This window comes from Pseudomonas sp. Ps21-P2 (assembly GCF_039672565.1).
Classification (GTDB): Bacteria; Pseudomonadota; Gammaproteobacteria; order Pseudomonadales; family Pseudomonadaceae; genus Aquipseudomonas.
This window is the reverse complement of the sequence record NZ_JBDFPL010000009.1, coordinates 141201-164682: the sequence shown is the minus strand read 5'-3', so window position 1 is coordinate 164682 and position 23482 is coordinate 141201. Positions and strand designations below refer to the sequence as shown.

Sequence of the window (23482 nt, the reverse complement as noted above, 5' to 3'; positions counted from 1 at the left end):
GGCTCAGGCGACGGCCACGACGTCGAGAATGCGCTGGATCACACGGTCTTGATCGATGCCGGCTGCTTCCGCTTCGAACGACAGGATGATGCGATGACGCAGCACATCGAAGACCATCGCCTGGATGTCTTCGGGGCTGACGAAATCCCGCCCGGCCAGCCAGGCGTGGGCCCGGGCGCAGCGGTCCAGGGAAATAGAACCGCGGGGGCTGGCGCCGTAACCGATCCACTCGGCCAACTCGGCATCGAACTTGGCGGGCGTGCGGGTCGCCATCACCAGTTGCACCAGGTATTCCTCGACGGCATCGGCCATGTACAGACCGAGGATTTCCTTGCGCGCGGCGAAAATCGCCTGCTGGCTGACCCGGCGCTCGGGCTTGGTCTCGCCGTTGAGCGCTTCGCCCCGGGCCTGCTGGAGAATCTTGCGTTCGACGGTGGCGTCCGGGAAGCCGATCTTGACGTGCATCAGAAAACGATCGAGCTGCGCTTCGGGCAGCGGGTAGGTGCCTTCCTGCTCGATGGGGTTCTGCGTCGCCATCACCAGAAACAGCGGCGACAGGTCGTAGGTACTGCGCCCGACACTGACCTGACGCTCGGCCATCGCCTCCAGCAAGGCAGATTGCACCTTGGCCGGCGCGCGGTTGATTTCGTCGGCGAGCACCAGATTGTGGAAGATAGGGCCTTGCTGAAACACGAAACTGCCGGTTTCCGGACGATAGATCTCGGTGCCGGTGATGTCGGCCGGGAGCAGGTCGGGGGTGAACTGAATGCGATGGAATTGTGCTTCGATGCCTTCCGCCAGCTCTTTGATCGCTTTGGTCTTCGCCAGACCCGGCGCGCCTTCGACCAGCATGTGGCCGTCGGCCAACAGCGCGATCAGCAAGCGCTCAACCAGTTTCTCCTGCCCGAGAATCTGGGTGGAGAGAAAGGTCCGCAGCGCGATCAACGCTTCACGATGTTCCATCGATGACAGTTCCTGGCAGGAGAGGCAGCAGCGCCAAGTGGCGCCGAAGCTGGGGGCGTTACTTTAATCCATCGCAGGGGCGCCGACTAATCGGCCGGCGGGTTTTTTCGGCTTTTCAGCAAAGGACTGGGCTAAAACAAGAACTGTCTTACATTTGCGTCAACTGCCGCCCGGTGCTGCCGGGGTCTCAGTTGATCTGGCTGACGTACGTCCCGACACCGTTGAGGATGATCCGCAACGTGGCGTCCAGGTCGGTCAACTCATTGGCAGGTGTGTTGTGGCTAATGTCGTACGTGGTGTCGCCGCCCAGGGGTTTGGCATCGTTGGCGTCGATCTCGACCAACAGCCGGGTGGCGCTCAGGGTGACGGTGATGTTGTCTTCGACATGGACAGTGTCGTCACGAAACGTGATATCGACCTCATCCTCATCGGGGAAACGCGCGAGCAGAAACAGATCACCGGTGCTGCTGCCATGGCAGCAGGCCAGCGCCATATCATCCTCCTCCTCGTCGCATGGGTTATAGATGAAGCTGTCGGTGGTCATTTGCATGGCGGTAATTCCCGTGGATGGGTTCAGGGCAGGGATGGATTTTGCCAGTCCTGTGAGAGATTTGCTGAAGATTGCGGTGGGTGACGGGCCGAGTGGTCGGGTGGAGCCTGACCTGATGCGTTCGCTCCATTATTGATAGCGACCAAACCGGCCTCTTCCCGGCTAAAGCCGGTCCCACTAAAAAAGCATCGCGTACAGCCTGTGGGACCGGCTTCAGCCGGGAAGCTTTTGATCTGCTCCATGCTCTTGATCTTCATACGCAAAAAGTCCAGTCACCGCCAATCGCGACTTGGGTGCAGGCTGAACGCAGGTTTCGCGCAGTGGGTCGAGCCGCATGGATGCGGCGAGAGCGCCGTCAGGACATGGATGTCCGTTCGGCGCGGGCCCACGGAGCGGGACCGGAGTGAAGGAACCCTGACGAAGGAAGGGCCAAACCGAGAGCAGGCACTTTTGGTTACTTTTAGTGCTTTTTAAAAGTAACTCGCCGAAGGCGAAACCGAGGCCGCCAGGCCGACGCCCTTGATCCTGGCGCACTAAGCCACGCCGCAGGTCCAGGCCTGCAACCCGATGTCCGAATATGTCGCAGCATCGCAAGCAGATTCAGGGCGCCACTCGTTAAGCTGCACCCACGCCGAACAAATGTGACGGCACACACACCAAAAGCGTTAGTAAAAACAGGCAACGCGAAACGCGACGCCCCCTGTCACGTTATGCTGACTATCATCGACCAGACGCAAACGAGACAAACACACAAGCTCCACCCGACACACGCATCTCTCCTATATAAAAGCTCAAGCCAATCGGAGTACCACAGATGGCGTTCTTCACCGCAGCCAGCAAGTCCGACTTCCAGCACCAACTGCGAGCGGCACTGGCTCAGCACATCAGCGAACAGGCACTGCCACAAGTGGCGCTGTTCGCCGAGCAATTCTTCGGCATCATCTCCCTCGACGAACTCACCCAGCGCAGACTCTCTGACCTGGCCGGTTGTACCCTCTCGGCCTGGCGCCTGCTCGAACGCTTCGAGCACGGCACGCCCCAGGTCCGCGTCTACAACCCCGATTACGAGCGTCACGGCTGGCAGTCCACCCACACCGCCGTCGAAGTCCTGCACCACGACCTGCCCTTTTTGGTCGACTCGGTGCGTACCGAGCTAAACCGCCGCGGTTACAGCATCCACACGCTGCAGACCACCGTGCTGAGCGTCCGCCGTGACGCGAAAGGCCAGTTGCTCGAACTGCTGCCAAAAGGCACCACCGGCGGCGACGTCCTGCAAGAATCGCTGATGTACCTGGAGATCGACCGTTGCGCCAATGCCGCGGAGCTGAACGTGCTCGCCCGCGAACTGGAGCAGGTGCTGGGCGAAGTCCGCGTTGCCGTTGAAGACTTCGAGCCGATGAAAGCCAAGCTCCACGAGCTGCTGGTCGGCATCGACGCCACCGAATACAACATCGACCCCGAGGAGAAATCCGAGGTCAAGGTGTTCCTCGAGTGGCTGGTGAACAACCACTTCACCTTCCTCGGCTATGAAGAATTTACCGTCGACGACGAAGGCGAGGGCGGTCAGCTTCATTACGACCCGTCGTCCTTCCTCGGTCTGACCAAACTGCTGCGCGCAGGGCTCACTGCCGAAGACCTGCACATCGAGGGCTATGCAGTGAAGTACCTGCAGGAGCCGACCCTGCTGTCCTTCGCCAAAGCCGCGCACCCGAGCCGCGTGCATCGCCCGGCGTACCCGGACTACGTGTCGATCCGCCAGATCGACGCCGACGGCAAGGTCATCAAGGAATCGCGCTTCATGGGCCTGTACACCTCGTCGGTGTATGGCGAAAGCGTGCGCGCCATTCCGTACATCCGCCGCAAGGTTGCCGAAGTCGAGCGCCGTTCCGGCTTCGACGCCAAGGCCCACCTGGGCAAGGAACTGGCGCAGGTGGTTGAAGTGCTGCCCCGCGATGACCTGTTCCAGACCCCGGTGGACGAGCTGTTCACCACCGTCATGTCGATCGTGCAGATCCAGGAGCGCAACAAGATCCGCGTGTTCCTGCGCAAAGACCCCTACGGCCGTTTCTGCTACTGCCTGGCGTACGTGCCGCGGGACGTCTATTCCACCGAAGTCCGTCAGAAGATCCAGCAAGTGCTGATGGATCGTCTGAAGGCGACCGATTGCGAGTTCTGGACCTTCTTCTCCGAGTCGGTACTGGCGCGCGTTCAGCTGATCCTGCGTGTGGACCCGAAAGTCACCCTCGACATCGACCCGCAGCAGCTGGAAAACGAAGTCATCCAGGCCTGCCGTTCGTGGAAAGACGACTACGCCAGTCTGGTCATCGAAAGCTTCGGTGAAGCCCAGGGCACCAACGTGCTGGCCGACTTCCCTAAAGGTTTCCCGGCAGGCTACCGCGAGCGTTTCGCCGCACACTCCGCCGTGGTCGACATGCAACACGTGCTGAGTCTGTCCGAAGCCAATCCGCTGGTGATGAGCTTTTACCAGCCGCTGTCGGGCGACAAGGCGCAGTTGCACTGCAAGCTGTACCACGCTGACACGCCGCTGGCGCTGTCCGACGTGCTGCCGATTCTGGAAAACCTGGGCCTGCGTGTGCTCGGTGAATTCCCGTATCGCCTGCGCCATACCAACGGCCGCGAATTCTGGATTCACGACTTCGCGTTCACCTATGGCGAAGGTCTGAAACTGGACCTGCAACAGCTCAACGACACCCTGCAGGACGCCTTCGTCCACATCGTCCGTGGCGAAGCCGAAAACGACGCCTTCAACCGTCTGGTGCTGACGGCCGGTCTGCCGTGGCGCGACGTGGCGCTGCTGCGTGCCTACGCGCGTTACCTGAAGCAGATCCGTCTGGGCTTCGACCTGGGTTACATCGCCAGCACGCTGAACAACCACGCTGACATCGCTCGCGAGCTGACGCGTCTGTTCAAGACCCGCTTCTACCTGGCGCGCAAGCTCAGCGGCGGCGACCTCGACGACATGCAGCAGCGTCTGGAGCAGGCGATTCTGACCGCGCTGGACGGCGTGCAAGTGCTCAACGAAGACCGGATCCTGCGTCGCTACCTTGACCTGATCAAGGCGACCATGCGCACCAACTTCTATCAGACCGACGCCAACGGCCAGAGCAAGAGCTACTTCAGCTTCAAGTTCAACCCGCGCCTGATCCCAGAGCTACCGAAGCCAGTGCCGAAGTTCGAAATCTTCGTCTACTCGCCACGCGTCGAAGGCGTGCACCTGCGCTTTGGCAACGTGGCCCGTGGCGGCCTGCGCTGGTCCGACCGTGAGGAAGATTTCCGCACCGAAGTGCTGGGTCTGGTCAAAGCACAGCAAGTGAAGAACTCGGTCATCGTGCCGGTCGGCGCTAAGGGCGGCTTCCTGCCCCGTCGTCTGCCGACCACCGGGACCCGCGATGAAATCCAGGCCGAAGCGATTGCCTGCTACCGCCTGTTCATTTCCGGTCTGCTGGACATCACCGATAACCTGAAAGAAGGCGCACTGGTGCCGCCGGCCAACGTCGTGCGCCACGACGACGATGACCCGTACCTGGTCGTCGCCGCCGACAAAGGCACCGCGACCTTCTCCGACATCGCCAACGGTATCGCCATCGACTACGGCTTCTGGCTCGGCGACGCCTTCGCTTCCGGCGGCTCGGCGGGTTACGACCACAAGAAAATGGGCATCACCGCCAAGGGCGCGTGGGTCGGCGTGCAGCGCCACTTCCGCGAGCGCGGCATCAATGTGCAGCAGGACAGCATCAGCGTGATCGGCGTCGGCGACATGGCCGGCGACGTGTTCGGCAACGGCCTGTTGATGTCCGACAAGCTTCAGCTGGTGGCGGCCTTCAACCACCTGCATATCTTCATCGATCCGAATCCGGACCCGGCGAGCAGTTTTGTCGAGCGTCAGCGTCTGTTCGACCTGCCGCGTTCGGCGTGGACCGATTACGACACCAGCCTGATGTCCGAAGGCGGCGGTATCTTCCCGCGCAGCGCGAAAAGCATCGCGATCACCCCGCAGATGAAAGCACGCTTTGACATCACCGCTGACAAGCTGACCCCGACCGAACTGATGCACGCGCTGCTCAAGGCGCCAGTGGATCTGCTGTGGAACGGCGGCATCGGCACCTACGTCAAGGCCAGCACCGAATCCCACGCGGACGTCGGCGACAAGGCCAACGATGCACTGCGCGTCAACGGCAATCAGCTGCGCTGCAAAGTGGTGGGCGAGGGCGGCAACCTCGGCATGACCCAGCTGGGCCGTGTCGAATTCGGCCTGATGGGCGGCGCGACCAACACCGACTTCATCGACAACGCCGGTGGTGTGGACTGCTCCGACCACGAAGTAAACATCAAGATCCTCCTGAACGAAGTGGTCCAGGCCGGCGACATGACCGAGAAGCAGCGCAATCTGCTGCTCGAAAGCATGACCGACGAAGTGGGCAACCTCGTTCTCGGCAACAATTACAAGCAGACCCAGGCCCTGTCCCTGGCGGAGCGCCGTGCCTACGAGCGCATCGCCGAGTACAAACGCCTGATGAGCGACCTGGAAACGCGCGGCAAGCTGGACCGTGCCATCGAGTTCCTGCCGGCGGAAGATCAACTGGCCGAGCGCATCGCCGAGAAGAAGGGCCTGACCCGGGCCGAGCTGTCGGTGCTGATTTCCTACAGCAAGATCGACCTCAAGGAAGCGCTGCTGGAATCCCGCGTTCCGGATGACGACTACCTGGCCCGCGACATGGAAACGGCGTTCCCGCCGTCACTGGGCGCGAAGTTCTCCGAGTCGATGCGTCGTCACCGTCTGAAGCGCGAAATCGTCAGCACGCAGATCGCCAACGACCTGGTCAACCATATGGGCATCACGTTCGTGCAGCGGCTCAAAGAGTCGACCGGCATGACCGCTGCCAACGTGGCTGGGGCTTACGTGATCGTGCGTGACATCTTCCACCTCCCGCACTGGTTCCGTCAGATCGAGGCGCTGGACTACAAGGTCCCGGCCGAGATTCAACTGGCGTTGATGGATGAGCTGATGCGTCTGGGCCGTCGCGCGACGCGCTGGTTCCTGCGCAGCCGTCGCAACGAGCTGGACGCGGCCCGTGATGTGGCGCACTTCGGTCCGCACATCGCGGCGCTGGGTCTGAAGCTGGACGAGTTGCTGGAAGGGCCGACCCGTGAGGTCTGGCAGACGCGTTATCAGGAGTACGTGGCGGCGGGCGTGCCGGAGTTGCTGGCGCGGATGGTGGCGGGTACGAGTCATTTGTACACGCTGTTGCCGATCATCGAGGCGTCTGATGTGACCGGTCAGAATGCAGCGGATGTGGCGAAGGTGTATTTCGCGGTGGGCAGTTCGCTGGATGTGACGTGGTATCTGCAGCAGATCAGTGCGTTGCCGGTGGAGAACAATTGGCAGGCGCTGGCCCGTGAGGCGTTCCGTGATGATATCGATTGGCAGCAGCGGGCGATTACGGTGTCGGTGTTGCAGATGGCGAATGGTCCTGCGGATGTCGAGGAGCGTTTGAGTCTGTGGCTGGAGCAGCATTTGCCGATGGTCGAGCGCTGGCGCGCGATGTTGGTGGAGTTGCGTGCGGCAAGCGGTAACGATTATGCGATGTATGCGGTCGCTAACCGTGAGTTGCTGGATCTGGCGATGAGTGGGCAGACGGCTGTGGTGTGATGGTTTAGTCGGCTGTAAACGGAAGCCCCGCGTTGAGAGACGCGGGGCTTTTTTATGGAAGGATTCTTGAGGATGAGGGCCAGGCGCTCGGTGTTGTTTAAACTGTATAGCGATTAAAGCTATGAACGCTATTTCGAAAGGGTCCATGTATATACTTTACGCCAACGACTATTTGCGTTAGTTTTTTAATTCAAATAAGGAGATGTCATATGGACGCGAATATTGCAAAACAGCTAGAGGTTAGCCTAGACAAGGTTGATTCTGAGCCGGCAGAAATCTTTTTAGATAAGGATGGTGATGGTAACCGAATAAAATTGCACTATGCTTATCTGACTAAAAATTATCTTTATGGAAATAATGTCCGGGGAGAGACCAAGCCTACAGACTGGGTGCTCCGAATCGACTTTAACGCTGGCTTCAACCTGACGCCTGGCGATCATCAGATTCCGGTAGATCGGGTATCCATATTACTCGTCGAGGGAGGTAGCTTTCATTACACCAGCGGTGGAATGGGGCTTGATGGCACCCTCCATATAGACGGAATAAATCTTGAGACCGGTACAGTTGATGGCTATATCACGGATTTGGTAGCAGGTGGTAGTGGTCGACCCGACGGAACGCCAATGCCTTCAGCACATATCAAGAAGATCACTTTCAAATCCCCTGTTAGCGTGTGACAGGATAATGCTTTCGGCTGTTACCCTGTGAATCAGTGGTAATAGAATAGGTCGCTCTCTCGTTGTAGAGTTTTTTCGATGGGACGGGCTTCATCCGGGAAGACGCTCGCTCAGGCAAGCGAAGGTTGATGACACGACACCGTTCTTTTAAGAGCGAGCTTGCTCGCAAATGCTGTTGATCGTTCAAGGGGATTTAGTGGGACTGATTTATTTACTACGCTTCACCGTAAATTAATTCGCTCCCGAATTATGCCCTTCCGCTGAGTCAGGATGATTGTACCCACGCGCCGCGTGGGTATGCAGCCTGTGACACTCAGCGTCGCTCTTTCTAAAGCGCGGTTATTTCAATCGCGCCATGCTGATGGCGTCGACGAGGACGCCGTCGCGTATGGCGTAGTCCCGCAGGCGGCCTTCGGTTTCGAAGCCGAATTTGCGGTACAGCGCCAAAGCGGCTTCGTTATCGGCAAACACGGTGAGTTCAACTCGGTGTAGGTTCATCCAGTTGTCCGCGACTTCAAGCACGGCGGCCATCAGCCGCGACCCCACCCCTTTGCCCTGCCACCCCGCCGCCACGCCCATGCCGATGGCGCCCACATGACGCTGGCGAATGCGCGCGTATTGTTCCAGACCGATGTTGCCAATCACATGACCCTGATGCAAAGCGACCAGCTTCACCGAACGGTCATCCGCCCCCGCCAGCCGTTTGCGCCAGACATCGGCCGACTGATACGGCATCTGAAGCACCTGACGACACACACTGGGGTCGTTATACAACGCAGTGACACCCTCGATATGGGCCTCGGTAAAACGATGGATCACCACCTGATCAACAGCAACATTCACTGGATTCGTCCTTTGAAAACAGAAAGAGGGGACAGTCTAAGCGGCTGACTGCGGACCTGGCTACGGCTACCAGGGTGCACAATCAACAGCATTCGCGAGCAAGCTCGCTCCCACGGGGACGGCGTCGCTTCATCGGCCTTCGCCCGCCTGAACTGGCGCCTTCCCGGCTAAAGCCGGTCCCACTAAAAGCAACGCATGCAGCCAGTGGGGCCGTCTTCCCGGCTAAAGCCAGTCCTACAAAAAGCATGCGCTCTGTCAGTAGGACCGGCTTTAGCCGGGAAGCTTTTGATCTGCTTTTGATCTGCTTTTCGCTTTTGATCTTCATACACAAAAAGCCCATTCACCGCCAAACGCGACTTTGGTGCAGGCTGAACGCAGGTCTCGTGGAGTGGGCCGAGCGGCATGGATGCCGAGAGAGCCGCCCCCCGCCATGGATGGCGGATGGCGGCGGGCCCACGGAGCGAGACCGGAGTGAAGGAACCCCGAGGAACGAGGGGCCCAGCCGAGAGCAGGCACCCTTGGTTACTTGGGGTGCTTTTCCAAGTAACTCGCCGAAGGCGAAACAGTCTGCCCCCAAGCAGACCCTATCAGCGTCAACGCACAATTCCCGGCTGGAGCCGGTCCTACTAATACACTAGCCATAAAAAAACCCCGCCGAAGCGGGGTTCTCTCAACACGGTCTCAGCTATTAAGCCTGAACAACCGGGATATTAGCGTTCGCTGCAGCCTCACGGAATTCCGCGATCTGATCGAAGCTCAAGTAACGGTAAACATCGGCAGCCATACTGTCGATCTTGCCCGCGTACTCCATATACTCCTCGACCGTCGGCAGACGACCCAGAATCGACGCCACCGACGCCAACTCAGCCGACGCCAGATACACGTTCGCCCCATCACCCAAACGGTTCGGGAAGTTACGGGTCGACGTCGACACCACCGTCGAATTCGGCTCAACACGTGCCTGGTTACCCATGCACAGCGAACAGCCCGGCATTTCCATGCGCGCGCCAGCCTTGCCGTAAATGCCGTAGTAACCTTCCTCGGTCAACTGATGAGCGTCCATCTTCGTCGGCGGCGACAGCCACAGACGCGTCGGCAACTGACCCTTCACCTGCTCCAGCAACTTGCCGGCGGCGCGGAAGTGGCCGATGTTGGTCATGCACGAACCGATGAACACCTCGTCGATCTTCTCGCCAGCGACGCTCGACAACAGACGGGCATCGTCCGGGTCGTTCGGCGCGCAGAGCACAGGCTCTTTCACGTCGGCCAGATCGATCTCGATGATCTCGGCGTATTCCGCGTCAGCATCGGCTTCCAGCAGTTCTGGGTTGGCCACCCAGGCTTCCATCGCCTGAGCACGACGCTCCAGGGTACGCGGGTCGCCGTAGCCTTCGCCGATCATCCAGCGCAGCAGGGTGATGTTCGACTTCAGGTACTCGGCGATCGACTCTTTCGACAGCTTGATGGTGCAACCAGCGGCAGAGCGTTCGGCCGAAGCGTCGGACAGTTCGAAAGCCTGTTCGACGGTCAGGGTTTCCAGACCTTCGATCTCCAGAATGCGACCGGAGAACGCGTTCTTCTTGCCTTTCTTCTCGACCGTCAGCAGGCCTTTCTGAATGGCGTAGTACGGAATCGCATGAACCAGGTCGCGCAGGGTGACGCCCGGTTGCAGCTTGCCCTTGAAACGAACCAGGATCGACTCCGGCATGTCCAGCGGCATGACGCCAGTGGCAGCGGCGAACGCGACCAGCCCGGAACCGGCCGGGAACGAGATACCGATCGGGAAACGGGTGTGGGAGTCACCACCGGTACCGACGGTGTCCGGCAGCAGCATGCGGTTCAGCCAGCTGTGGATGATGCCGTCGCCCGGACGCAGGGAAACGCCGCCACGGGTCATGATGAAGTCAGGCAGCGTGTGGTGAGTCTTGACGTCGATCGGCTTCGGATACGCCGCGGTGTGGCAGAACGACTGCATCACCAGATCGGTTGAGAAGCCCAGGCACGCCAGGTCTTTCAGTTCGTCACGGGTCATGGGACCGGTGGTGTCCTGAGAACCGACGGTGGTCATCTTCGGCTCGCAGTAAGTGCCCGGACGGATACCGTCGGTGCCGCAGGCCTTTCCGACCATCTTCTGCGCCAGGGTGAAACCCTTGGTGCTGGCAGCGGGAACGTCAGGCAGCTTGAACAGCGTCGAAGGCGGCAGGCCCAGTTCGGTGCGGGCCTTGCCGGTCAGGCCACGGCCGATGATCAGCGGAATACGGCCGCCAGCGCGGACTTCGTCAAGCAGCACAGGCGTCTTCAGTTCGAAGGTCGCCAGGACTTCGTCGGTGCCATGTTTGGTGACTTTGCCGGCATACGGGTAAACGTCGATGACGTCGCCCATGTTGATGTTCGATACGTCGAACTCGATCGGCAGGGCGCCCGCATCTTCCATGGTGTTGTAGAAGATCGGTGCGATCTTGCTGCCGAAGCAGAAGCCGCCGGCACGCTTGTTCGGCACGTTCGGGATGTCGTCGCCGAAGAACCACAGCACCGAGTTGGTGGCCGATTTACGCGAGGAACCGGTACCGACCACGTCACCGACGTAGGCGATAGGGAAACCCTGGCTGCGCATGTCTTCAATCTGCTGCATCGGACCGATGGAGCCTTGCACGTCAGGGACGATGCCATCGCGGGCCATTTTCAGCATGGCCAGGGCGTGCAGCGGGATGTCCGGGCGGGACCAGGCGTCAGGCGCAGGCGACAGGTCGTCGGTGTTGGTTTCGCCGGTGACCTTGAAGACGCGCAGGCTGATCTTTTCGGCCAGGGTCGGACGCTTCTGGAACCACTCGCCGTCAGCCCAGGACTGCAGCACGCCCTTGGCGTGTGCGTTGCCGTTCTTGGCTTTTTCAGCGACGTCGTGGAAGGCATCGAACATCAGCAGGGTGTGCTTCAGTTGCTCTGCAGCGACGGGTGCCAGCTCGGCGTCGTCCAGCAGATCAACCATGGTCACGATGTTGTAGCCGCCCTGCATGGTGCCGAGCAGTTCGACGGCGCGCTTCTTGTCCAGCAGAGGGGAATGAACTTCGCCCTTGGCCAGGGCAGAAAGGAAACCGGCTTTGACGTAGGCAGCTTCGTCAACGCCCGGTGGAACGCGATTGGTGATCAGGTCAAGCAGGAAAGCTTCTTCGCCAGCCGGTGGGTTTTTCAGCAGCTCGACCAGGCCTGCAGTTTGTTCGGCGTTAAGCGGCTGGGGCACGATACCCTGGGCGGCACGCTCTTCGATGTGTTTACGGTAGGCTTCAAGCACAGTATTACCCTCATCAGTGGTCCCAAATGGGTGTCCGGGACGCTCATCCAGAGAAGGTCCGCATCGGCGCTCTCGAACTTTTTAAAGTTTCTTGGCAGGAAGCTGACGATCTCCAACAGAAGCTGTTTTCAAAGTTTTACGCCTGCATGATCGGTCGGGGAGGGGACGCGAGGGACTCGCGTCAAACCGGACTGCGGGGCGGGCTTTGTACGATAAGTGGCTCGCCGGCTTATCGTAAAAAGCCCTGACTGTGCTCGTGACGCTTTGAAAACAGCTTCCAACGGACATTGGCGCCTTAAAAGGCCCGGTGATTCTACGGTAAAAAACCGCTGAAGTTAAGTTAGCCCCTACAGGTTGAAGGGTGTACCTCGTTAGACAAAGGGCTAACATGCCGGCTTGTTTCGTTCGCCGTCGTGTTCCCTTGCCATGCCCAATCAAATCATCAAGACGCCCTGCGTGGGCCTGTGCTCCACCGTCTACGGCGACCTCGTGTGCCGGGGATGCAAGCGCTTTCACCACGAAGTGATCCACTGGAACGGCTACGACGAGGATGCAAAGCGCGCCGTCTGGCTGCGCCTTGAACAGCTGCTGGTGCAAGTGATGGCGGGGAAAGTCGAGGTGTTCGACCCGGCCAGGCTGCGGGCGCAACTGGAGCAGCGCAAGATTCGCTTCGTTCCCCATCAGTCGGAATATTGCTGGGCCTACCAGCTGATTGCCCGGGGCGCGAGGGTGATCAACCAGCTGGACGCCTACGGCATGGTGCTACTGCCGGAGTTTCGCGACTGGTCGCTGCCTGAGCTGCGCGATGCCATTGATCGGGAATTCTTCCTGCTGTCCGAAGCGCACTACGAGCGCTACATCGCGCCCGGCTTCCTCAAGGATGCGATGGGCGCGGTTTGATCGTGACCTGATTCTCGCGCCCGGTCCCGACAATCCATGCTTTTCATCTGCGCACGCTGGCTCTGCCCGTCAGGCTCCGTATAATGCTGCGCCTTGCCCAGCCAGCCATCCGTGAACCCATGCAGATCTATCCAGAAATCGACGCTTTCCTGCTTTGCCCCACGCCCGACAGTTGGGTTCAGGCCGCCTTGCAGAATCTGGATATCCTGCTGATCGATCACGCCAACAATGAAAAGAAGGCCGCCGGCGCAGCGTTTCAGTTCATGTTCCAGTACAACGACAAGTTCGACCTGCTGGCCAAGATGTCCCGGCTGGCGCGCGAAGAGCTGCGTCACTTCGAACAAGTGATCGGCATCATCAAGAAGCGCGGCATTCCGATGGACAACATCAGCTCGGCGCGCTATGCCGGGTCGCTGCGCAAACTCGTTCGTACCCACAACCCGTATCGCCTGACCGACGCGCTGGTCGTCGGCGCCATCGTCGAAGCGCGCTCGTGCGAACGCTTCGCCGCCCTAGTGCCGCATCTGGACGAAGACCTGTCGAAGTTCTACGCCAGCCTGCTCAAGTCCGAAGCCCGGCATTTTCAGGACTACCTGAAACTCGCCTACACCTACGGCACTGAAGCGGACGTCGACGCCAAGATCGAAGAAATCCGCCTGGCCGAGCGCGAGCTGATCCTGAGCCCGGATGAAGATTTCCGCTTCCACAGCGGTGTGCCGGCGCTCTAAGCCACTCTAGAAACCTACCCATTCAGCAGGCGAACTACGTTCGTCCGAATTCGCGCACCCTAAATATTGTTTCATTGTGTGTTTACTGCCTAGGCAGTAAGATCCCCTCCATTCACTGCCTAAGCAGATAATGGGTGGCTATCAATGGCGCATTTCACTCCTGAAAATTTTCACGACAGTCTGCTGGGCATGTTGCTGGGCCGGACTGAACAATTGAAAAACCGCATCCTCGACCGGCATCTCGAGCCTCACGGCGTCACTGCGCAGCAGTTCAAAGTGCTGGTAATGATCGCGCGTTTCTGCGCTGAGACCCCGGCCGACATCTGCCGCATGTTGAATCTCGACAGTGGTTCGATGACCCGGATGCTCGACCGTCTGGAGCAGAAAAACCTGCTGTCCCGCGCGCGCTCGGAATCCGATCGGCGTCAGGTGCAACTGGTGCTGACCGAGGAAGGCAAGGCGCTCTCCGACCTGTTGCCGGAAATCGGCGCACACGCGATGAACGAGATGGTTGGCGTGCTGGAAGACAGCGAGCTGCTGGCCCTGGAAAAGATTCTGACGAAAATTCTGGTTGCCTCGGGCGACCCCATCACGATTGCCCGGATTGCCGAACAATGATCACTCACCTTCAGCGGGGCTCGACCCTGCGCACGTCCCTGAGCCTGATAGTCGTGGCACTGGTGCTGGCCGGTTGCGCCAGTTCCAAAGGCCTGAAAACCGAAGCCGTCGGCATCGATGCCAACAGTCTGCAGACCGCTCAAAGCCTCAATGGCATCACCCTGTCGCCGGCCGCCTGGCCGAAGCGCGACTGGTGGACCAGCCTGGGCGATCCACAACTCAATAGCCTGATCACCGAAGCACTGCGCGACAGTCCGGACATGCAGATCGCTGCCGCCCGGACCCATCAGGCGACCGCGCAGGCCTATGCCGCCGACGCCGAACGCATGCCGACCGTGGATGCCGACGCCAGCGTCAGCCGTTCGCGACTGGCCCGTGATCAGGACCCGACCGGGGCAGGCGGGCGCTACAGCACTTTGCGCAGCCTGAGCGCCGGCTTCAATTACAACTTTGACCTGTGGGGCGGCCAGCGTGCGGCCTGGGAAGCGGCGTTGGGCCAGGCCCGTGCCAGTGAAGTCGACCAGCAAGCAGCGCAATTGACCCTCGCCGCCGATGTCGCCCGCGCTTACAGCGACCTGGGCCAGGCCTACATCGTCCGTGACTTGGCGGCCGAAGACCTCAAGCGCACAAGTCAATTGCTTGACCTGGGATCGCGACGCTTCAAGTCGGGCATCGACAGCGAGTACCAGTACGAGCAGACCCAGAGCCTGGAAGCCAACTCTCGCGAGTCGTTGGCGGACGCGGAAAAAAGCCTGCGCAGCGCCAAGATCCAGCTGGCGGTGCTGATGGGCAAAGGCCCGGACCGTGGCGAACAACTGAGCCGACCTGCGGTGCTGCAACCTGCTGTCGTGGCCCTGCCGTCGGTGGTGCCCGCTGAGTTGCTGGGCCGTCGCCCGGACCTGGTGGCAGCGCGCTGGCGGGTTGAAGCGGCGAGCAAGAACATCGACGTCAGCAAGACCAACTTCTACCCGAACCTCAACCTGAGTGCGTCGGCGGGTGTTGAGTCGCTGCTGGGTGATGCGATGTTCGGCTCGGCCAGTCGCTTCTTCAACGTCGCGCCGACGGTGTCGCTGCCGATCTTCGACGGCGGCCGTCGCCGTGCCGATCTGGATGCGCGGGACGCCGACTATGACCTCGCCGTGGCGCAGTACAACAAGACGCTGGTCCGGGCGCTGGGGGATGTCAGCGATGGCATCGGTCAGTTGCGCGACATCCGCCGTCAGATCGAAGCGCGCCAGCAGGCGACCGACGTGATTCAGAAATCCTACGACACCGTCGTTCAGCGCTACTCCTCGGGGATCGGCAACTACCTGGACGTGCTGAGCGTCGAGCAACAACTGCTGCAATCGCAACGCCAACAGGCTGATCTCAACGCGGAACGAATCGATCTTTCGATCCAGTTGATGCAGGCCCTCGGGGGAGGCTTCGAAGACAGCAAGCCCGGCGACAACGCCGCCCCGGTCGTCCCGTCAACTGCTTCGCTGACTCATTAAGGTAATCGTCATGGCCACTGCCACTACCGACAACAACGCTACAAACGAAGAAAAGGACGTCAACGCCTCCGCGCCTGACAAGGCCGCTGACAAGGCCGCCGAGCAGACCAAACCGACCAAGAACCCGCGCAAGCGCAAGCTGCTGTTGCTCGGCCTGCTGCTGATCGTGGTGCTTGGCGTCCTTGGCGTCTGGGCCTGGTACGAAATGTACGGTCGCTGGAGCGAGAGCACCGACGATGCCTATGTAAACGGCAACGTCGTGGAGATCACCCCCCAAGTCACCGGCACCGTGGTCAGCATCGGCGCCGACGATGGCGACCTGGTCCGCGAGGGGCAGGTGCTGGTGCAGTTCGACCCTAATGACGCCGAAGTGGCGCTGCAAAGTGCCGAAGCCAATCTGGCAAAAGTAGTGCGTCAGGTGCGTGGCCTGTACAGCAACGTCGACGGCATGAAAGCGCAACTGGCCGCCCAGCGCGCCGAAGTGCAGAGAGCCCAGGACAACTTCAACCGTCGTCGCAGTCTGGCGGCCGGCGGGGCGATTTCCCAGGAAGAGCTGTCCCACGCCAAGGATGACCTGACCACCGCGCAGAATGCGTTGACCAACATTCAGCAGCAGCTGGCAACCAGCACTGCGCTGGTGGACGACACTCAGGTCTCTTCGCACCCGGACGTCAAATCGGCGGCCGCGCAACTGCGTCAGGCTTACCTGAGCAATGCGCGCAGCACGCTGATCGCGCCGGTCACCGGTTACGTCGCCAAGCGCACCGTGCAACTGGGTCAGCGGGTTCAGCCGGGCACAGCGCTGATGGCGGTGATTCCCCTCGACCAGCTGTGGATCGACGCCAACTTCAAGGAAACCCAGCTCGGCCAGATGCGCATCGGCCAGCCGGTGGACATCGAAGCCGACCTGTACGGCGGCGACGTCAAATACAGCGGCACCGTGGACAGCGTCGGCGCCGGTACCGGCAGTGCGTTTGCATTGTTGCCCGCACAGAACGCCACCGGTAACTGGATCAAGATCGTCCAGCGTATTCCGGTGCGGATTCACATCAACGCCGACGAGCTGGCCAAGCATCCGCTGCGCATCGGCCTGTCGACCACCGTTGACGTGAACCTTCACGACCAGAGCGGTCCGGTGCTGGCGCAGCAACCGCCGAAGCAGCCGCTGTTCACCACCGATGTCTACGCCAAACAACTGGCCGACGCCGACACGATGATCGCCCGCGTGATCCACGAGAACAGCGCGTCAACCAGCGGCAAGACAGCCCAGCGCTGATTCGCCAATCCATCTGCCACGGCCTGTGTGTACAGGCCGTGGTGATCTTTGAGTGTCAAAGGATTCGCGATGAGTACGAACGCTCCCGCTTCTTTTACGCCGCCAAGCCTGTTGCTGACCACCATCGGCCTGTCGCTGGCGACTTTCATGCAAGTGCTCGACACGACCATCGCCAACGTGGCCTTGCCGACCATCTCCGGCAACCTAGGCGTGAGCTCGGAGCAGGGCACGTGGGTCATCACCTCGTTCGCGGTCAGTAACGCCATCGCGCTGCCGCTGACCGGCTGGCTGAGCCGGCGCTTCGGCGAGGTGAAGCTGTTTCTGTGGGCCACGCTGCTGTTCGTCACCGCCTCGTTTCTCTGCGGCATTTCCACCTCGATGCCTGAGCTGGTGGGCTTTCGAGTGTTGCAGGGCATGGTTGCCGGGCCGTTGTACCCGATGACGCAAACGCTGCTGATCGCCGTTTATCCCCCTGCGAAACGGGGGATGGCATTGGCATTGCTGGCGATGGTGACGGTCGTGGCGCCGATTGCCGGGCCGATTCTCGGCGGCTGGATCACCGACAGTTACAGCTGGCCGTGGATCTTCTTCATCAACGTGCCGATCGGACTGTTCGCGGCGTTCGTTGTGCGTCAGCAGATGGCTACCCGGCCGGTCAGCACCAGTCGCCAGCCCATGGATTACGTCGGTCTGATTACGCTGATCATCGGCGTGGGCGCGCTGCAGATCGTGCTCGACAAAGGCAATGATCTGGACTGGTTCGAGTCGAACTTCATCATTATCGGCTCGGTGATTTCGGCGATTGGCCTGGCGGCATTTGTCATCTGGGAAATGACGGATGATCACCCGGTGGTCAACCTGCGGCTGTTTGCGTTTCGCAACTTTCGCTACGGGACGATCTGTCTGGTGGCGGGCTACGCGGGGTTCTTCGGGATCAACCTGATTCTGCCCCAGTGGCTGCAAACGCAGATGGGTTACACGGCGACCTATGCAGGGCTGGCGGTGGCGCCACTCGGGGTGCTGCCAGTATTGATGTCGCCCTTCGTGGGACGTTATGCGCATAAATTCGACTTGCGCCTGCTCGCCGGCCTCGCGTTTCTGGGGATTGGCCTGAGTTGCTTCATGCGAGCAAGTTTCACCAGTCAGGTGGATTTCGAGCACATCGCCCTGGTGCAGTTGTTCATGGGTGCAGGCATTGCGCTGTTCTTCATGCCGACCTTGAGCATCCTGCTTTCCGACCTGCCGCCGTCGCAGATCGCCGACGGCTCGGGGCTGGCGACCTTCCTGCGTAACCTCGGTGGCAGCTTCGCGGCCTCCTTGACTACGTGGATCTGGATCCGCCGCGCCGATCAGCACCACGCCTATCTGAGCGAAAGCGTGAACGCCTACGAGCCAACGACGCGGCATGCGCTGGAGACGCTGGGTGGGGCGAGCAATCAGGCGTATGCACAGCTCGATTCGATGGTCACCAGCCAGGCGTACATGATGTCCACGGTGGACTACTTCTACATGATGGGCTGGGTGTTCCTGTCGCTGATCCTGATCATCTGGCTGGCCAAACCACCGTTTACCGCGAAGGCGGCGCCTGGGGGAGGGCATTGATGCTGGGGCAGGTGGGCTGAGTGCGGGATAAGCACCATTGTCCAGACAGCTGCTGTTTTGAGCTGCAAATACAATACTTGTGGGAGTGACCGGGGTGGCGCTCCACCTTGCTCACGAAGACGGTATTTCAGCCGCTGAAGATTCAGCGGATGTACCGGCCCCTTCGCGAGCAAGCTCGCTCCCACAGGTCCCCCGTCCGACAATCATCGGTCCTCAGCCCTGACGGTCAGGCCTCAAAGGCAAACGACTCCAGGTGAAAGCCCGACTCATCGATCCGCAGCAACCATCCCTCGCGATCCCAATCCCCCAGCACGATGCGCTGCGCCATGGTCTCACCCAGTGGAACGTCGTGAACCGCAGGGCGATGGGTGTGACCATGAATCAGCGTCTTCACCCCCGACTCGTTCATCACCCGCGGCACTTCTTCGGGCGTGACGTCGACAATGTCGCTGGCCTTCATCCGCGTCTGCGCACGGCTTTCGCTGCGTAGCTTGCGCGCCAGCTTGTGCCGTGTGCTCAACGGCAGATGCCGCAGCACCCACAGCGTCAGCGGATGGCGCAGGTAACGGCGCATACGCATGTAGGCTTCGTCCCGCGTACACAGGCTGTCGCCGTGCATCAGCAGCACCGGTTCGCCATTGAAATTCACGACGCTCGGGTCCTTGAGCAGCGTGCAGCCCGCCGCTTTGCAAAACCCCTGACCGATCATGAAGTCGCGATTGCCATGCATCAGGAACACCCGCGTGCCGCTGTCGCTCAGCGTACGCAGCGCCTGGCAAATCGAGCGCTGAAAGGGCGACATGGCGTCATCGCCAATCCAGGCTTCGAAGAAATCCCCAAGGATGTACAGCGATTCAGCCTCGCGCGCGCGCCCATTCAGCAGACCGAGAAACGCCCGGGTAATGTCCGGGCGTCCTTCTTCCAGGTGCAGATCGGAGATCAGCAGTATCACTCAATGATCTCGGCTTTCTCGATGATCACGTCGTCAGCCGGAACGTCTTGATGACCGGCCTTGGACGTGGTGGCGACGCCCTTGATCTTGTCGACCACGTCAGTGCCTTCGACGACGTCAGCGAACACGGCGTAACCCCAACCCTGCACGGTCTTGGCGCTGTGGTTGAGGAAACTGTTGTCGGCGACGTTGATGAAGAACTGCGCCGAGGCTGAATGGGGCTCCATGGTGCGGGCCATGGCCACTGAATACTTCTTGTTCGGCAGGCCGTTGTCAGCTTCGTTCTGGATGCTCGGGCGCTTGTCTTTCTTCTCTTTCATGCCAGGCTCGAAGCCGCCGCCCTGAATCATGAAATTGCCGATCACGCGGTGAAACACGGTGTTTTCGTAGTGGCCTGCTTTGACGTATTCGATGAAGTTGGCGACAGTCAGCGGCGCCTTTTCTGCGTTCAATTGCAGAACGATTTCACCGTGGTTGGTGGTCAGCTTTACTTTCGACATGGTCAGCTCGCTCTTTGAAGTCGTAATGGGAGGCAGTGATCGCAGCAGTCGGCCATCGGAATGCGAGGCCAGTCCTGCGGATTCACTTCAGGCGCGCAGTTTACAGAGGGTAGCCGTTGCTCGGGTAGTTGCGATTGAGCAGCAGGTTCCGCCGCTGACCGGGCGCCCATCTCGGCAGTTTTGTCACAGCGCGCTGTCAGGGGCTTGACAGCTTCGGCTATGATAGGCGCTTTGATTTAACCGGCCTTCCTGGCCGCGACCCGTACAAGGATCCTATGAGCAAGCCCACTCAAGATGCCGCTGCGAATTCCAAGGCAGGCCCAGCCATTCCAACCAACTTCCTGCGCCCCATCGTGCAGGCTGACCTGGATTCGGGCAAGCACACCCAGATCGTGACCCGCTTCCCGCCGGAGCCCAACGGCTACCTGCACATCGGTCATGCCAAGTCGATTTGCGTCAACTTTGGTCTGGCTCAGGAATTCGGCGGCGTCACGCATCTGCGCTTCGACGACACCAACCCGGCGAAGGAAGACCAGGAATACATCGACGCCATTGAAGCCGACGTCAAATGGCTGGGCTTCGAGTGGTCCGGCGAAGTGCGTTATGCCTCGCAGTACTTCGACCAGCTGTACGCCTGGGCGGTCCATCTGATCGAGACGGGCAAGGCCTACGTCGATGACCTGACCCCCGAGCAGGCTCGCGAATACCGCGGCACCCTGACCGAGCCGGGCAAGAACAGCCCGTTCCGCGATCGTAGCGTCGAAGAAAACCTCGACCTGTTCAGCCGCATGAAGGCCGGCGAGTTCGAAGACGGCGCCCGTGTCCTGCGCGCCAAGATCGACATGGCTTCGCCGAACATGAACCTGCGCGATCCGATCCTCTACCGTATTCGTCACGCCCATCACCACCAGACCGGTGATAAGTGGTGCATCTACCCCATCTACGATTTCACCCACGGTCAATCGGACGCCATCGAAGGCATCACCCACTCGATCTGCACCCTGGAATTCGAGAGCCATCGCCCGCTCTACGAGTGGTTCCTCGATAACCTGCCGGTGCCGTGCAAGCCGCGCCAGTACGAGTTCTCGCGCCTGAACCTGAACTACACCATCACCAGCAAGCGCAAGCTCAAGCAACTGGTCGATGAAAAGCACGTGCACGGCTGGGACGATCCGCGCATGTCGACGCTGTCGGGCTTCCGCCGTCGCGGTTATACACCGGCGTCAATCCGCAATTTCTGCGAAATGATCGGCACCAACCGTTCCGACGGCGTGGTCGATTTCGGCATGCTGGAATTCAGCATCCGTCAGGACCTGGACCACAACGCCCCGCGCGCCATGTGCGTGCTGCGTCCGTTGAAAGTCGTGATCACCAACTACCCGGAAGGCCAGGTCGACCACCTCGAACTGCCGCGCCATCCGCAGAAGGAAGAGCTCGGCGTGCGCAAGCTGCCGTTTTCCCGCGAGATCTACATCGACCGTGACGACTTCATGGAAGAGCCGCCGAAGGGCTACAAGCGCCTGGAGCCGAACGGTGAAGTGCGCCTGCGTGGCAGCTACGTGATTCGCGCCGACGAAGCGATCAAGGACGCCGACGGCAACATCGTCGAGCTGCGTTGCTCCTACGACCCGGAAACCCTGGGCAAGAACCCTGAAGGCCGCAAGGTCAAAGGCGTTGTGCACTGGGTGCCGGCAGCGGAAAGCATCGAATGCGAAGTGCGCTTGTACGACCGTCTGTTCCTGTCGGCAAACCCTGAGAAAGCAGAAGAGGGCAAGACCTTCCTGGACAACATCAACCCAGGCTCCCTGCAGGTGTTGACCGGTTGTCGCGCTGAACCGTCGTTGGCTGACGCTCAGCCGGAAGACCGTTTCCAGTTCGAACGCGAAGGCTATTTCTGCGCGGATCTGAAGGACTCGAAACCCGGTCATCCGGTCTTTAACCGGACTGTGACGCTCCGCGATTCGTGGAGCTAAGGTAGGCAACGTGCTTTCTATCTACAACACGCTCAGCAAGAGCAAAGAAGTCTTCAAACCGCTGGATGGCAACAAGGTGCGCATGTACGTCTGCGGGATGACCGTGTACGACTACTGCCACCTGGGCCACGGCCGCAGCATGGTGGCGTTCGACGTGGTTACCCGCTGGCTGCGTTTCAGCGGCTACGACCTGACCTACGTGCGCAACATCACCGACATCGACGACAAGATCATCAACCGCGCCCGTGAAAACGGTGAAGCGTTCGATGCCCTGACCGCGCGCATGATCGACGCGATGCACGAGGACGAAGCGCGCCTGAACATCCTCAAGCCGGACATGGAGCCGCGCGCCACCGATTACATCGGCGGCATGCACGACATGATCCAGCGCCTGATCGACAAGGGCTATGCCTACGCACCGGGCAATGGCGACGTGTATTACCGCGTCGGCAAATTCCTCGGCTACGGCAAGCTGTCGCGCAAGAAGATCGAAGACCTGCGCATCGGTGCGCGGATCGAAGTCGACGAAGCCAAGGACGACCCCCTGGATTTCGTGCTGTGGAAAGGCGTCAAGCCGGGCGAACCGAGCTGGGAATCGCCGTGGGGCGCCGGGCGTCCGGGCTGGCACATCGAATGCTCGGTGATGTCCACCTGCTGCCTGGGTGAGACCTTCGACATTCATGGTGGCGGTAGCGATCTGGAATTCCCGCACCACGAAAACGAGATTGCCCAGAGCGAAGCCGCAACCGGCAAGACCTACGCCAACGCCTGGTTGCACTGCGGCATGATCCGCATCAATGGCGAGAAGATGTCCAAGTCCTTGAACAACTTCTTCACCATTCGCGACGTGCTGGATAAATACCACCCGGAAGTGGTGCGTTACCTGCTGGTGTCGAGCCACTACCGCAGCGCGATCAACTATTCCGAAGACAGTCTGAAGGAATCGAAAGGCGCGCTGGAGCGGTTCTATCACGCGCTCAAAGGCTTGCCGGTCGCTGAGCCTGCGGGTGGTGAGGCGTTCGTCGAGCGTTTTTCGAATGCCATGAACGACGACTTCGGGACCCCGGAAGCCTGCGCCGTGCTGTTCGAGATGGTCCGCGAGATCAACCGTCTGCGCGACAGCGATGTCAACGCAGCGGCAGGTCTGGCGGCTCGCTTGAAGGAGCTGGCCAGTGTGTTGGGCGTGTTGCAACTGGAAGCCGATGACTTCCTGCGCGCCGGCGCTGAAGGGCGGGTGGATGCCGCCGAAGTCGAAGCCTTGATCGCCGCACGCCTGCAGGCGCGCGCTGACAAGAACTGGGCTGAAGGCGACCGCATCCGCGATCAACTCACCGCCATGGGCGTGGTGCTGGAAGACAGCAAGGGCAGCACGACATGGCGGTTGGCGGATTGATCAGCCGCGCACACGGTTGATGTGGGAGCGACCGGGGTGGCGCTCCACCTTGCT

General features: G+C 60.4%; 16 protein-coding genes. 10 read left to right on the top strand and 6 right to left on the bottom strand.

Going from position 1 to position 23482, the window contains the following annotated elements; genetic code table 11:
* Positions 1 to 3: 3 nt before the first annotated feature.
* Both ABEH28_RS22205 and ABEH28_RS22200 read right to left on the bottom strand, forming a co-directional pair.
* On the bottom strand, positions 4 to 963 hold the full coding sequence (locus ABEH28_RS22205) for a MoxR family ATPase (RefSeq protein ID WP_037013687.1): 960 nt from the start codon (positions 961 to 963) through the stop codon (positions 4 to 6).
* A 187-nt stretch (positions 964 to 1150) separates the two neighbouring features.
* The gene (locus ABEH28_RS22200) at positions 1151 to 1513 is read right to left on the bottom strand and encodes a hypothetical protein (protein WP_346631096.1); all 363 of its coding nucleotides are present in this window, start codon (positions 1511 to 1513) and stop codon (positions 1151 to 1153) included.
* An 814-nt stretch (positions 1514 to 2327) separates the two neighbouring features.
* Between ABEH28_RS22200 and ABEH28_RS22195 the strand changes: the two genes are divergently transcribed.
* Complete coding sequence (locus tag ABEH28_RS22195; protein WP_346631095.1) at positions 2328 to 7184, top strand: NAD-glutamate dehydrogenase; 4857 nt, start codon at positions 2328 to 2330, stop codon at positions 7182 to 7184.
* 209 nt (positions 7185 to 7393) lie between these two features.
* Positions 7394 to 7861, top strand: a complete 468-nt coding sequence (locus ABEH28_RS22190) for a hypothetical protein (RefSeq protein ID WP_192171039.1) — start codon at positions 7394 to 7396, stop codon at positions 7859 to 7861.
* Between the two features lie 339 nt (positions 7862 to 8200).
* On the opposite strand, the gene ABEH28_RS22185 is transcribed toward ABEH28_RS22190, so the two are convergent.
* Together ABEH28_RS22185 and acnB are read right to left on the bottom strand one after the other, a co-directional pair.
* Complete coding sequence (locus tag ABEH28_RS22185; protein WP_192171040.1) at positions 8201 to 8704, bottom strand: GNAT family N-acetyltransferase; 504 nt, start codon at positions 8702 to 8704, stop codon at positions 8201 to 8203.
* A 688-nt stretch (positions 8705 to 9392) separates the two neighbouring features.
* Positions 9393 to 11993, bottom strand: a complete 2601-nt coding sequence (acnB, locus tag ABEH28_RS22180) for a bifunctional aconitate hydratase 2/2-methylisocitrate dehydratase (protein WP_346631094.1) — start codon at positions 11991 to 11993, stop codon at positions 9393 to 9395.
* 426 nt (positions 11994 to 12419) lie between these two features.
* Between acnB and ABEH28_RS22175 the strand changes: the two genes are divergently transcribed.
* The 6 genes from ABEH28_RS22175 to ABEH28_RS22150 all read left to right on the top strand — a co-directional run bounded on the left by ABEH28_RS22175 (position 12420) and on the right by ABEH28_RS22150 (position 18610).
* The gene (locus ABEH28_RS22175; protein ID WP_065986417.1) at positions 12420 to 12893 is read left to right on the top strand and encodes a DUF1289 domain-containing protein; all 474 of its coding nucleotides are present in this window, start codon (positions 12420 to 12422) and stop codon (positions 12891 to 12893) included.
* Positions 12894 to 13012: 119 nt separating this feature from the next.
* Positions 13013 to 13621: a tRNA isopentenyl-2-thiomethyl-A-37 hydroxylase MiaE gene (gene miaE, locus ABEH28_RS22170; RefSeq protein ID WP_346631153.1), complete on the top strand. Its 609-nt coding sequence runs from the start codon at positions 13013 to 13015 to the stop codon at positions 13619 to 13621.
* 144 nt (positions 13622 to 13765) lie between these two features.
* Positions 13766 to 14239, top strand: a complete 474-nt coding sequence (locus tag ABEH28_RS22165; RefSeq protein ID WP_192174116.1) for a MarR family transcriptional regulator — start codon at positions 13766 to 13768, stop codon at positions 14237 to 14239.
* Complete coding sequence (locus tag ABEH28_RS22160) at positions 14236 to 15732, top strand: efflux transporter outer membrane subunit (protein ID WP_346631093.1); 1497 nt, start codon at positions 14236 to 14238, stop codon at positions 15730 to 15732. The genes ABEH28_RS22165 and ABEH28_RS22160 overlap by 4 nt, the downstream gene beginning before the upstream one ends.
* 10 nt (positions 15733 to 15742) lie before the next feature.
* The gene (locus ABEH28_RS22155) at positions 15743 to 17008 is read left to right on the top strand and encodes an HlyD family efflux transporter periplasmic adaptor subunit (protein ID WP_346631092.1); all 1266 of its coding nucleotides are present in this window, start codon (positions 15743 to 15745) and stop codon (positions 17006 to 17008) included.
* Between the two features lie 69 nt (positions 17009 to 17077).
* Positions 17078 to 18610 carry a DHA2 family efflux MFS transporter permease subunit gene (locus ABEH28_RS22150; RefSeq protein ID WP_133773439.1) on the top strand — a complete coding sequence of 511 codons (1533 nt, stop codon included), beginning with the start codon at positions 17078 to 17080 and terminating at the stop codon, positions 18608 to 18610.
* 226 nt (positions 18611 to 18836) lie between these two features.
* Here the strand turns inward: ABEH28_RS22150 and ABEH28_RS22145 are convergent, their stop codons facing one another.
* Both ABEH28_RS22145 and ABEH28_RS22140 read right to left on the bottom strand, forming a co-directional pair.
* Positions 18837 to 19562 (bottom strand): UDP-2,3-diacylglucosamine diphosphatase, encoded by a 726-nt coding sequence (locus ABEH28_RS22145; RefSeq protein ID WP_346631091.1) that lies wholly within the window; start codon positions 19560 to 19562, stop codon positions 18837 to 18839.
* Entirely contained in the window at positions 19559 to 20062 is a 504-nt protein-coding gene (locus ABEH28_RS22140; protein ID WP_282372162.1) for a peptidylprolyl isomerase, read from the bottom strand. The genes ABEH28_RS22145 and ABEH28_RS22140 overlap by 4 nt, the downstream gene beginning before the upstream one ends.
* A gap of 275 nt (positions 20063 to 20337) precedes the next feature.
* Between ABEH28_RS22140 and ABEH28_RS22135 the strand changes: the two genes are divergently transcribed.
* Both ABEH28_RS22135 and cysS read left to right on the top strand, forming a co-directional pair.
* Positions 20338 to 22035 carry a glutamine--tRNA ligase/YqeY domain fusion protein gene (locus tag ABEH28_RS22135; protein WP_192174110.1) on the top strand — a complete coding sequence of 566 codons (1698 nt, stop codon included), beginning with the start codon at positions 20338 to 20340 and terminating at the stop codon, positions 22033 to 22035.
* A 10-nt stretch (positions 22036 to 22045) separates the two neighbouring features.
* Positions 22046 to 23428 (top strand): cysteine--tRNA ligase, encoded by a 1383-nt coding sequence (gene cysS, locus ABEH28_RS22130; protein ID WP_192174109.1) that lies wholly within the window; start codon positions 22046 to 22048, stop codon positions 23426 to 23428.
* The last annotated feature ends 54 nt before the right edge of the window (positions 23429 to 23482 follow it).

Coding starts and splice junctions, on each gene's coding strand:
- ABEH28_RS22205 (WP_037013687.1), bottom strand. CDS start 963: ATGGAACATCGTGAAGCGTTGATCGCGCTGCGGACCTTTCTCTCCACC.
- ABEH28_RS22200 (WP_346631096.1), bottom strand. CDS start 1,513: ATGCAAATGACCACCGACAGCTTCATCTATAACCCATGCGACGAGGAG.
- ABEH28_RS22195 (WP_346631095.1), top strand. CDS start 2,328: ATGGCGTTCTTCACCGCAGCCAGCAAGTCCGACTTCCAGCACCAACTG.
- ABEH28_RS22190 (WP_192171039.1), top strand. CDS start 7,394: ATGGACGCGAATATTGCAAAACAGCTAGAGGTTAGCCTAGACAAGGTT.
- ABEH28_RS22175 (WP_065986417.1), top strand. CDS start 12,420: ATGCCCAATCAAATCATCAAGACGCCCTGCGTGGGCCTGTGCTCCACC.
- miaE (WP_346631153.1), top strand. CDS start 13,013: ATGCAGATCTATCCAGAAATCGACGCTTTCCTGCTTTGCCCCACGCCC.
- ABEH28_RS22165 (WP_192174116.1), top strand. CDS start 13,766: ATGGCGCATTTCACTCCTGAAAATTTTCACGACAGTCTGCTGGGCATG.
- ABEH28_RS22160 (WP_346631093.1), top strand. CDS start 14,236: ATGATCACTCACCTTCAGCGGGGCTCGACCCTGCGCACGTCCCTGAGC.
- ABEH28_RS22155 (WP_346631092.1), top strand. CDS start 15,743: ATGGCCACTGCCACTACCGACAACAACGCTACAAACGAAGAAAAGGAC.
- ABEH28_RS22150 (WP_133773439.1), top strand. CDS start 17,078: ATGAGTACGAACGCTCCCGCTTCTTTTACGCCGCCAAGCCTGTTGCTG.
- ABEH28_RS22140 (WP_282372162.1), bottom strand. CDS start 20,062: ATGTCGAAAGTAAAGCTGACCACCAACCACGGTGAAATCGTTCTGCAA.
- ABEH28_RS22135 (WP_192174110.1), top strand. CDS start 20,338: ATGAGCAAGCCCACTCAAGATGCCGCTGCGAATTCCAAGGCAGGCCCA.